This window comes from Tardiphaga sp. (genome assembly GCF_025356345.1).
Lineage (GTDB): Bacteria > Pseudomonadota > Alphaproteobacteria > Rhizobiales > Xanthobacteraceae > Tardiphaga.
In genome coordinates, this window is the sequence record NZ_JANXTC010000332.1 from 1 (window position 1) to 8,579 (window position 8,579).

The 8,579-nt window shown below is 63.3% G+C and carries 8 protein-coding genes and 1 pseudogene; 2 read left to right on the forward strand and 7 right to left on the reverse strand.

Annotation, left to right across the window (positions count from 1 at the left end):
* Positions 1 to 220: 220 nt before the first annotated feature.
* Complete coding sequence (locus Q0S16_RS20255) at positions 221 to 931, reverse strand: RlmE family RNA methyltransferase (RefSeq protein ID WP_295852172.1); 711 nt, start codon at positions 929 to 931, stop codon at positions 221 to 223.
* Positions 932 to 996: 65 nt separating this feature from the next.
* Entirely contained in the window at positions 997 to 2,058 is a 1,062-nt protein-coding gene (locus Q0S16_RS20260) for a Ppx/GppA phosphatase family protein (RefSeq protein WP_295852175.1), read from the reverse strand.
* A 210-nt stretch (positions 2,059 to 2,268) separates the two neighbouring features.
* On the opposite strand from Q0S16_RS20260, the gene Q0S16_RS20265 reads away from it, so the two are divergent.
* On the forward strand, positions 2,269 to 4,641 hold the full coding sequence (locus Q0S16_RS20265) for a xanthine dehydrogenase family protein molybdopterin-binding subunit (protein WP_295852179.1): 2,373 nt from the start codon (positions 2,269 to 2,271) through the stop codon (positions 4,639 to 4,641).
* A gap of 191 nt (positions 4,642 to 4,832) precedes the next feature.
* On the opposite strand, the gene Q0S16_RS20270 is transcribed toward Q0S16_RS20265, so the two are convergent.
* The 3 genes from Q0S16_RS20270 to Q0S16_RS20280 all read right to left on the reverse strand — a co-directional run bounded on the left by Q0S16_RS20270 (position 4,833) and on the right by Q0S16_RS20280 (position 5,927).
* Entirely contained in the window at positions 4,833 to 5,054 is a 222-nt protein-coding gene (locus Q0S16_RS20270) for a hypothetical protein (RefSeq protein ID WP_295852181.1), read from the reverse strand.
* 23 nt (positions 5,055 to 5,077) lie between these two features.
* Entirely contained in the window at positions 5,078 to 5,302 is a 225-nt protein-coding gene (locus Q0S16_RS20275; protein ID WP_295852185.1) for a hypothetical protein, read from the reverse strand.
* A 328-nt stretch (positions 5,303 to 5,630) separates the two neighbouring features.
* The gene (locus Q0S16_RS20280; protein WP_295852191.1) at positions 5,631 to 5,927 is read right to left on the reverse strand and encodes an HU family DNA-binding protein; all 297 of its coding nucleotides are present in this window, start codon (positions 5,925 to 5,927) and stop codon (positions 5,631 to 5,633) included.
* A gap of 387 nt (positions 5,928 to 6,314) precedes the next feature.
* On the opposite strand from Q0S16_RS20280, the gene Q0S16_RS20285 reads away from it, so the two are divergent.
* Positions 6,315 to 6,638 carry a plasmid pRiA4b ORF-3 family protein gene (locus Q0S16_RS20285; protein ID WP_295852197.1) on the forward strand — a complete coding sequence of 108 codons (324 nt, stop codon included), beginning with the start codon at positions 6,315 to 6,317 and terminating at the stop codon, positions 6,636 to 6,638.
* A gap of 118 nt (positions 6,639 to 6,756) precedes the next feature.
* On the opposite strand, the pseudogene Q0S16_RS26450 reads toward Q0S16_RS20285, so the two are convergent.
* A pseudogene (locus tag Q0S16_RS26450) lies at positions 6,757 to 7,038 on the reverse strand (Rap1a/Tai family immunity protein); the annotation flags it as partial.
* A gap of 42 nt (positions 7,039 to 7,080) precedes the next feature.
* A protein-coding gene (locus tag Q0S16_RS20290; protein WP_295852193.1) for an IS3 family transposase occupies positions 7,081 to 8,234 on the reverse strand; the annotation gives its coding sequence in 2 pieces (ribosomal slippage) (positions 7,081 to 7,976 and positions 7,976 to 8,234; 1,155 coding nt in all).
* Positions 8,235 to 8,579 lie beyond the last annotated feature (345 nt).

Sequence of the window (8,579 nt, forward strand, 5' to 3'; positions counted from 1 at the left end):
CGCCGAAAACGCCGCCGCCAAACTCGGCTCCGAAGGTACCGAAGAAGCGCGCGACCAGAAGCTGGGATGATCGGACGACGCAGGGGTAGCCCGCATGAGCGCAGCGAGATGCGGGAATCCTGGAACTCCGAGGGCCCCGCATATCGCTACGCTCATGCGGGCTACATCGGCTGGTACTTGATAGGTTTCGCTTCGCTCCACCCACCGAACAGTCTGCAGCCTACTCTTCGCCCTGCCCCATGCGCTTCTCGCCGACGATGCCCCTGAACCCGGTCGCCACCACGTAGCGCTCCGAGGAATCCTTGCGGCTGGAGGCCGGCTTGACGTGCTTCACCGCGGTGAAGTCGCGCTTGAGCTGCGTCATCAGCGTGGCGTCGGCACCGCTCTGGAAAACCTTGGCGACAAAGGTGCCGCCGGGTTTCAGCACGTCCGCGGCAAACGCCGCGGCGTCCTCGACGAGACCGACAATGCGCAACTGGTCGGTCTTGCGGTGGCCGGTGGTATTGGCGGCCATGTCGGACAGCACCACATCGGCCTTGCCGCCCATCATCTCGAACAGCTTGGCGGGCACACCTTCGTCCAGAAAGTTCATCTGCGCGAAGGTGACGCCCGGGATGTTCGGCATTTCCAGCAGATCGATGGCGATCACCTGGCCGCGGCCTTCGGCCGATCCGATCCGCTTGGCGGCGATCTGGCTCCAGCCGCCGGGGGCGGCGCCGAGGTCGACCAGCGAGATGCCCGGCTTCAGAAAGCGGTATTTGTCGTCGATCTCGATGATCTTGTAGGCCGCGCGCGAGCGCAGGCCGTCGCGCTTGGCCTGCTGCACATAGGGATCGTTGAGCTGGCGCTCGAGCCAGAGTTTGGACGAGTGCTTGAGCCTGCCGGCGCTTTTGACGGTGACGTGCAGCCGCCCGGTAGTGTCTTTAGCCATATCGAGGTGCTTTTGTTCGGGTTGACGCGATCTCTAGCACACCGTGCCGGAAAAGGCGCACCCCATCAGGCGAGCCGGATCGCGCCATCCGCGCGCATCATTTCCACCAGCATGCCCTCACGCAGGCCGCGGTCGGCCACCCGCAGCCGCGGCAGCGGAAAGGCGGCGCGGATCGCGTCCAGGATGGCGCAGCCGGCCAGCACCAGATCGGCGCGTTCGGGGCCGACGCAATTATTGGCGGCGCGCTCCTGGAAATTCATTGCCATCAGCCCGGCGATGGTCGAATCGAGCTCCGCATGGCTCATCCAGACGCCGTCGACGCGGCGGCGGTCATAGCGCATCAGGCTGAGATGGACGCCGGCCAGTGTCGTCACCGTGCCCGAAGTGCCGAGCAGATGCATGCCGCCGAGGTCGCCGGCATGCTCGGCTGCGAACGGTGCCACATGCCGCGCCACCTCCTCGACCATCCCGGCGTAGCACTCCGGGCTGACCGACTGGCCGCCAAATTTCTCCGCCAGCGTCACCACGCCGAGCGGGATCGACATCCAGGCCTTGATGCGCGGCTTGGCGTCGGGATCGGCGGGGTCGCGTTCGATCCGCACCAGCTCGCTGGAGCCGCCGCCAATATCGAACAAGATCGCGCCGCGGCCGCCGGGATCGAGCAGCGGCGAACAGCCGATCACCGCCAGCGCGGCCTCGGTCTCGCGGTCGATGATCTCCAGCGTGATGCCGGTGTCGCGCGCGACCTGGGCCAGAAAGGCGTCGGCATTCGACGCCGCGCGGCAGGCTTCGGTGGCGATCAGGCGCAGCCGCTGCGCGCCGCGCAGCTCGATCTTGTCGCGGCAGACGCCGAGCGCGGCGATCGTCCGCGCGATCGCCGCCTCGCTGATCATTCCGGTGGTGGAGATGCCCTCGCCGAGCCGGACGATCCGGGAAAACGAATCGATCACCCGAAAGTTGTCGCCGCTCGGCGCGGCGATCAGCAGGCGGCAATTATTGGTGCCGAGGTCGAGCGCGGCATACACGTCCGGCGCATGACTTTTCGCGCCGCGCCCGGCAGCCGCCGCCAATCCCTGCACACCCCCGCGCGCCGCGGGGGCGTCGCGAAGCCGCGTGTCATCGTCCATTCCGTCTGCTTTCCGCGGCCCGCGGGCCGACATGGAAATATCCATTCACGGAAAGTTTAGCAGGCACGGGGGGCAGCGCAACAGCCCGCCGCACGGGGCCATGCCCAAACATGCGTTGTCGGCGCCGCCGCGCTGGCCTATCTGGGGTGGGCTACCGGGGCGCCACAACGGGCGAAACCGCGGGAAAACCGATATTTGATGGATTTGGCAATGCAAGATCATACCGGCTCGACCGTCGACAACGCGATCGCCATGCAGAAATACGGCGTCGGCCAGCCCGTGCGGCGCAAGGAAGACGACACCCTGGTCCGCGGCAAGGGCAAATATACCGACGATTTCAACCTGCCCGGCCAGCTTCATGCCTGGATCGTGCGCAGCCCGCATGCCCATGGCCACATCCGCAACATCGACACCACCGCCGCCCGGGCGATGCCCGGCGTGCACGGCGTCTGGACCGGCCGCGATCTCGAGGCCGCCAATTACGGTCCGTTCACCTGCGGCCTGCCGCTGAAGAACCGCGACGGCTCAGCGCTGCTGCAGACCAACCGCACCGCGCTGATGACCGACAAGGTCCGCTTCGTCGGCGACCCCGTCGCCTTCGTGGTGGCCGACAGCGTGGCGCAGGCCCGCGACGCCGCCGAGGCGGTCGAGCTCGACATCGAGGCGCTGCCCGCGGTGACCGATTGCGAGGCCGCCACCCGGCCCGGCGCCCCGGTGCTGTGGGATCACATCCCCGACAATGTGGCGCTGGACTATCATTATGGCGACACCGACAAGGTCGAAGCCGCCTTCGCCGCCGCCGCCCATGTCACCAGACTGGACATCAACAACACCCGCGTCGCGGTGGTGACGATGGAGCCGCGCTGCGCGCTGGCATCCTACGACAAGGCCGGCGGCCGCTATGTGATCCAGGTGCCGACCCAGGGCGTCGCCGGCAACCGCAACACGCTGGCCAAGACCCTGAATGTCGCGCCCGACAAGGTGCGGATCCTGACCGCCAATGTCGGCGGATCGTTCGGCATGAAGAACATCAGCTATCCCGAATATATCTGCCTGCTGCACGCGGCGAAGGAACTTGGCCGGCCGGTGAAGTGGCTGGACGAGCGCTCCGGCAGTTTTCTGTCGGACAGCCAGGGCCGCTCGCAGGACATCCATGCCGAGCTGGCGCTCGACAGCGACGGCAAGTTCCTCGCGGTGCGCCTCACCGGCTACGGCAATCTCGGCGCCTATATCAGCGGCGTCGCCCCCGGGCCGCTGTCGCTCAACACCGCCAAGAACCTCGCCAGCGTCTACAAGACCCCGCTGCTGTCGGTCGACATCAAATGCGTGCTGACCAACATGACGCTGATGGGCGCCTATCGCGGCGCCGGCCGCCCCGAGGCGAACTATTACATGGAACGGCTGATCGATCGCGCCGCCGACGAGATCGGCATCGATCGCCTCGCTTTGCGCAAGCGCAACTTCATCCATTCGTCGCAGATGCCGTTCGCGGCGGCCTCGGGCGTGACCTATGACAGCGGCGATTTCCAGGGCGTGTTCGCCAAGGCGCTCGACATGTCCGACCATGCCGGCTTCGCCAGGCGCAAGAAGGAAAGCCGCAAGGCCGGCAAGCTGCGCGGCATCGCGGTCGGCTGCTATCTCGAAGTCACCGCGCCGCCGTCGGGCGAGCTCGGCAAGGTGGTGTTCAACGCCGACGGCACGGTGACGCTGACCACCGGCACGCTGGATTACGGCCAGGGCCACGCGACCCCGTTCGCGCAGGTGCTGTCATCTCAGCTTGGCGTGCCGTTCGACGCCATCCAGCTGGTGCAGGGCGACAGCGATCTGGTGCGCATGGGCAACGGCACCGGCGGCTCGCGCTCGATCACCGCGACCGGCCAGGCGGTGGTGGAAGCCTCCGAGCTGATCATCGCCAAGGGCAAGGCCGCCGCCGCGCATCTGATGGAAGCCTCCGAGGCCGACATCGAATTCCGCGCCGGCCGCTTCACCATCGCCGGCACCGACCGCAGCATCGATATCATGGAGCTGTCACAGCGGCTGCGCGAAGGCCGCACGCCGGAGGGCGTGCCGTCCTCGCTCGATGTCGACCACACCGGATCCGACGTCGCCTCGACCTTCCCGAATGGCTGCCACGTCGCCGAGGTCGAGATCGAACCCGAGACCGGCGTGATCAAGATCGTCGGCTACACCGGGATCAGCGACTTCGGCACCATCGTCAATCCGCTGCTGGTCGCCGGCCAGCTCCATGGCGGGGTGGCGCAGGGCATCGGCCAGGCCTTGATGGAGGAAGTCAGCTATGATTCCTCCGGCCAGCCGATCACCGGTTCGTTCATGGATTATGCGCTGCCGCGCGCCGGCGACATTCCGCTGATGAAGGTCGGCAACCATCCCTCGCCGGCGAAGTCGAATCCGCTCGGCACCAAGGGCTGCGGCGAGGCCGGCTGCGCCGGCAGCCTCGCCACCGTCGTCAACGCGGTGATCGATGCGCTGCGCGACTACGGCGTCGAGCACCTCGACATGCCGCTCACCCCCGAGCGGGTCTGGCGCGCCATCGAGGACGGCAAGAAAACCAGGGCGGCGTAGTCCGCGGCCGCGCAGCGCGCGGCCATGCAGGGTGGGCAAAGCGAAGCGTGCCCACCCGTTCTACATTTCGCATGAATGCGTGGGCACGGCGCAACAGCGCCTTTGCCCACCCTACCCTTCGGCAAAATACGAAATGCCCGGCACGAGGCCGGGCATTTCGAACTACACTTCAATTGAATAAAACGCTTGCCTCAGAGCCCGGTAAATCCGGCCTTCACCGGATCATTGCTGCCGTCGAGCTCGCGCAGATAGGTCAGGCCATAGACGGTCAGCCGATGCGGATCCTTCTCGCCGCCGTCGAACAGCGACGTGATGTAGTCCGTGACCTTGCCGCGGGCTTCCGAGCTGGCGGCCTGGGTGCGGTTCACCATCATGTCATAGGTGTGCATGATGCGATCGATCGCGGTCTGCATGGGGCTGTCTTCCTCGTTGGACATCAGGAGATGCGGGTCGACTGGAATTTCGTGATCGCTCTGTTGCCGAGGCGCAGACGGTTGCCTTCGCCGCCATTGAACATCCGCACGATGATCTCCAGCAGCCGGTCATTGGTGACGGAGGTGTCGGAGATGGCTCCGGACCGGCGCAGATAATTGGAAGCAATGGCATAGGCGTCGCCGACCGCCTCGACGTTCAGCACCTGCAACCCGCGCTCGACCAGCATGCTCACTCCCTCCGGTTGCGGGAATAAAGCGCGGGACATGGAACAAGTTCCATCGCGTCGGAATATTTTAAAGCTGGGTGATACAGCGTTGGCCGCTCGGATATTCACAAGCGACGGGTCGGCTCTGGCAGGTCGCGTGTCACCCGGGATGCACGGCAGCGGCGGGGGCGAATGAGCCGGCTGTTCTCATTGAACATCGGAATCTCCTCGTCGCGCCCGCGACCATGCGGCATCGGCTCCGCGATGGTGACATTCGCAGCCCCCTTGCAGGTGCCACGAATGTCAACTCGCCGAAGTTTCAGCGATCACGCGGTGGGGGACGTCGTTGTCAGACGGCGTCCTTGGCAACCTTCAGCGGCGAGGCCTTGACCGACTTGCTGGCCGGCTTGGCGGCGAATTCCATCGGCTCTTTGGTGAAGGGATTGACGCCGGTGCGGGCCTCGGTGGCCGGCTTGTTGACGACGGTGATCTTGGCGAAACCGGGAATCACGAACTCGCCGGACTCGTTGAGTTCCTTGTAACCCACGGTCGCCATCTGCTCGATGACGGCCTTGACGTCGCTCTTGGAAATCTGGGTACCTTCAGCGATCGCATCGATCAGCTGGTTCTTGGTCATCTTGGCCATCTTAAATACCTTTATGGGTGGGGGTAGACCGGGTCTGAGCGCGAGCTATGCGAGGTGCACCTCGGCCTGACATGCGGTGAAACCACGCAGCGCACTGCTCTTTCAGGCCTGCGGTGATGGAAGTCATCGGGCTTAAAACCCATCGCCGCCGGAAATGCAAGACGCAGTTATGCGTGTACACGGTACTTCGGGTGCCATTTCGATGGCGGGTATGGGTGTCCACGGCGCGGGCAGCGGCTTTGAGTGGTGGCAGGCCACGGAACGGGTCGGATGGGTTGAAGGTCTTGATGTGTAAGACTTGGCTCTCCCCCGTGACAAAGTTAACCGGGAACCGCTTACGCTTCTCCCCGGTGCCATACAGGTAAGCCAACGGCACGGCTGAACCCGATCCATTATCTCTATGACTTCGGCGACAGTTGGGACCATGTGATCAAGCTTGAAAAATGGTTCGACAACACGACAACGGAGGGACTTCCCCTGTTGCTTGAGGCCGCCGGTCGTTGTCCTCCGGAAGACGTCGGCGGTGCGCCAGGCTATGCGGAATACCTCGATGCCATCGGCGACCCTACTCATCCAGAACATGAAAATATGCGCCTCTGGGGCCCGGAGCGGTTCGATCCTAACGTCATCGACCGGAAGGCGCTCGAAGCCGCAGTCAACGCATTGGCTGGAATTTGGAAGCCGCGCCCGCACAAGCTGCGATCAAAATAGCGTCAAGCGGCAATCTGAGGGGCCACAGAGCTACGCTTACGCTTCACCACTGATTTTCCGCTGTTCATCCGCTGATTATGCACACAGCTCCGCAGATGTTGGCAAGCCGTCTCACAAGCTAGGACTTAGGACAGGTCCAGGCTTTGGTGAAGGACGTGTTGAACAGAGCGGCCGAGGGCTTGTGGCGTTCCGCAGGGTTGTCGCCCAGATATTTGCAGTAAACGTCCGCCATTTGCGCGCGAGACACGCCGTCAGGAATGCAATAGCTGCTTATCCTGGCCATCGCGTGATCAACTTCTTTGCTGTTTTGTGAGGCAAACTCTCCTCGGATAACCGTTATGCCCATGCTGAATGCAGCAATGGCATCTTCACGCGCTTTGTCGTTGAGACCTTGGACGTAGGCGCGAACAAATGAGCTGCACCCGGTTCTGTTGACACCGGCTTAGACTAATCCCGCTCTTTGCTCGAACTCCATAGGGCTCAGATATCCAATGGTCGAGTGACGCCGCTTCGGATTATAGAAGCGTTCGATGTAGTCGAACACATCTGCCTTGGCTTCGTTCCTTGTTCGGTAGATCTTGCGCGCGGTCCGCTCCGTCTTCAACGACGAGAAGAAGCTCTCCATCGCCGCGTTGTCCCAGACATTCCCGGACCGGCTCATTGAACAGACGACGCCGTGGTCGGCCATCAATCGCTGGAACTGCTCGCTGGTGTATTGGCTGCCACGGTCGGAATGGTGTAGCAGCGCATCAGGCTTGCCTCGTCGCCAGATTGCCATGACGAGGGCGTCGGTCACAAGTTGCGCCGTCATTTCGGTTTGCATCGACCAGCCGACTACCCGCCGAGAGAACAGGTCGATGACGGCCGCCACATAGATCCAGCCTTCCGCCGTCCAGATATAGGTGAAGTCAGCAATCCACTTGCGGTTGGGAGTCGCCGCTTCGAAGGCGCGGTCGAGCACGTTGGCAGCGACGGCGTTCGCCTGACGTTCACCCACATCAGGAGGAAGGCGACGCCGTCGTGGCCGCGCTCTGAGAGCTTGTAGCCGCATCAATCGTTCGACCCGGTGCAGTCCGCACGACACACCTTCTGCAAGCAGGTCGTGCCACACACGCCTGGCGCCGTAGGTGCGGTCGCTCGCAAGGAAGCTGGCTCGAACCTTCGCACCCAGTTCCTCATCGCTTCGGCTACGCCGACTGCGTGAACGCGTCAGCCAGGCATAGAACCCACCTCGCGAGACACCGAGCGCCTCGCACAACCAAACCGCCGGCCAGAGCCCCCGGTGCTTCGAAATGAAACCGAACTTCACATCGATTCCTTCGCGAAGTAGGCCGCGGCTTTTTTTAGGATGTCGCGCTCAGCCTTCAGCTTGGTAACCTCACGCCTGAGACGCGTGATCTCCTGCTGCTCCGGCTTCATCTGACCCTGGCCGGGAAACGCATGTTGCGGGTCGTCGGCAAACTTCTTCACCCATTCACGCAGCTGCGTCGGATGAACGCCGAGGTCGTCGGCAGCCTGAGCGTAGGACACGCCCCGATCCTTGATCAGCTTGACCGCCTCAAGCTTGTACTCTCGCGTAAACTTCCGTCTCTCCATGAAACACCTCCAGCTCCATAAAACACCTAACTTGGTGTCTTCGGAACCGGGTGCAGCTCATATCGACCAAGTGCTGAACGGATCATTGCTGCCAAACACGGTTAAAATCCATCCGTGAACGCCGCGCGAACACCACGCGCTTTTCCTAGACAAATCCTAGACGATTTTCGTGCCGTCCTAAATGATTTCGGTGTCGCCTGAATTAGAACCTCGATGGCAGAGCGCGTGGAGTGCGTTTGACATCTCCTCCAGCAATCTAGCGAGCCCCGCGATCACAAGGGAAAGCGGTTTTCGCGACAACATCTGTGAACGGACAGAGATCAAATTCCCCACGATTTAATGCGC

Coding starts and splice junctions, on each gene's coding strand:
- Q0S16_RS20260 (WP_295852175.1), bottom strand. CDS start 2,058: ATGGACGATGACACGCGGCTTCGCGACGCCCCCGCGGCGCGCGGGGGT.
- Q0S16_RS20275 (WP_295852185.1), bottom strand. CDS start 5,302: ATGCTGGTCGAGCGCGGGTTGCAGGTGCTGAACGTCGAGGCGGTCGGC.
- Q0S16_RS20270 (WP_295852181.1), bottom strand. CDS start 5,054: ATGCAGACCGCGATCGATCGCATCATGCACACCTATGACATGATGGTG.
- Q0S16_RS20255 (WP_295852172.1), bottom strand. CDS start 931: ATGGCTAAAGACACTACCGGGCGGCTGCACGTCACCGTCAAAAGCGCC.
- Q0S16_RS20265 (WP_295852179.1), top strand. CDS start 2,269: ATGCAAGATCATACCGGCTCGACCGTCGACAACGCGATCGCCATGCAG.
- Q0S16_RS20280 (WP_295852191.1), bottom strand. CDS start 5,927: ATGGCCAAGATGACCAAGAACCAGCTGATCGATGCGATCGCTGAAGGT.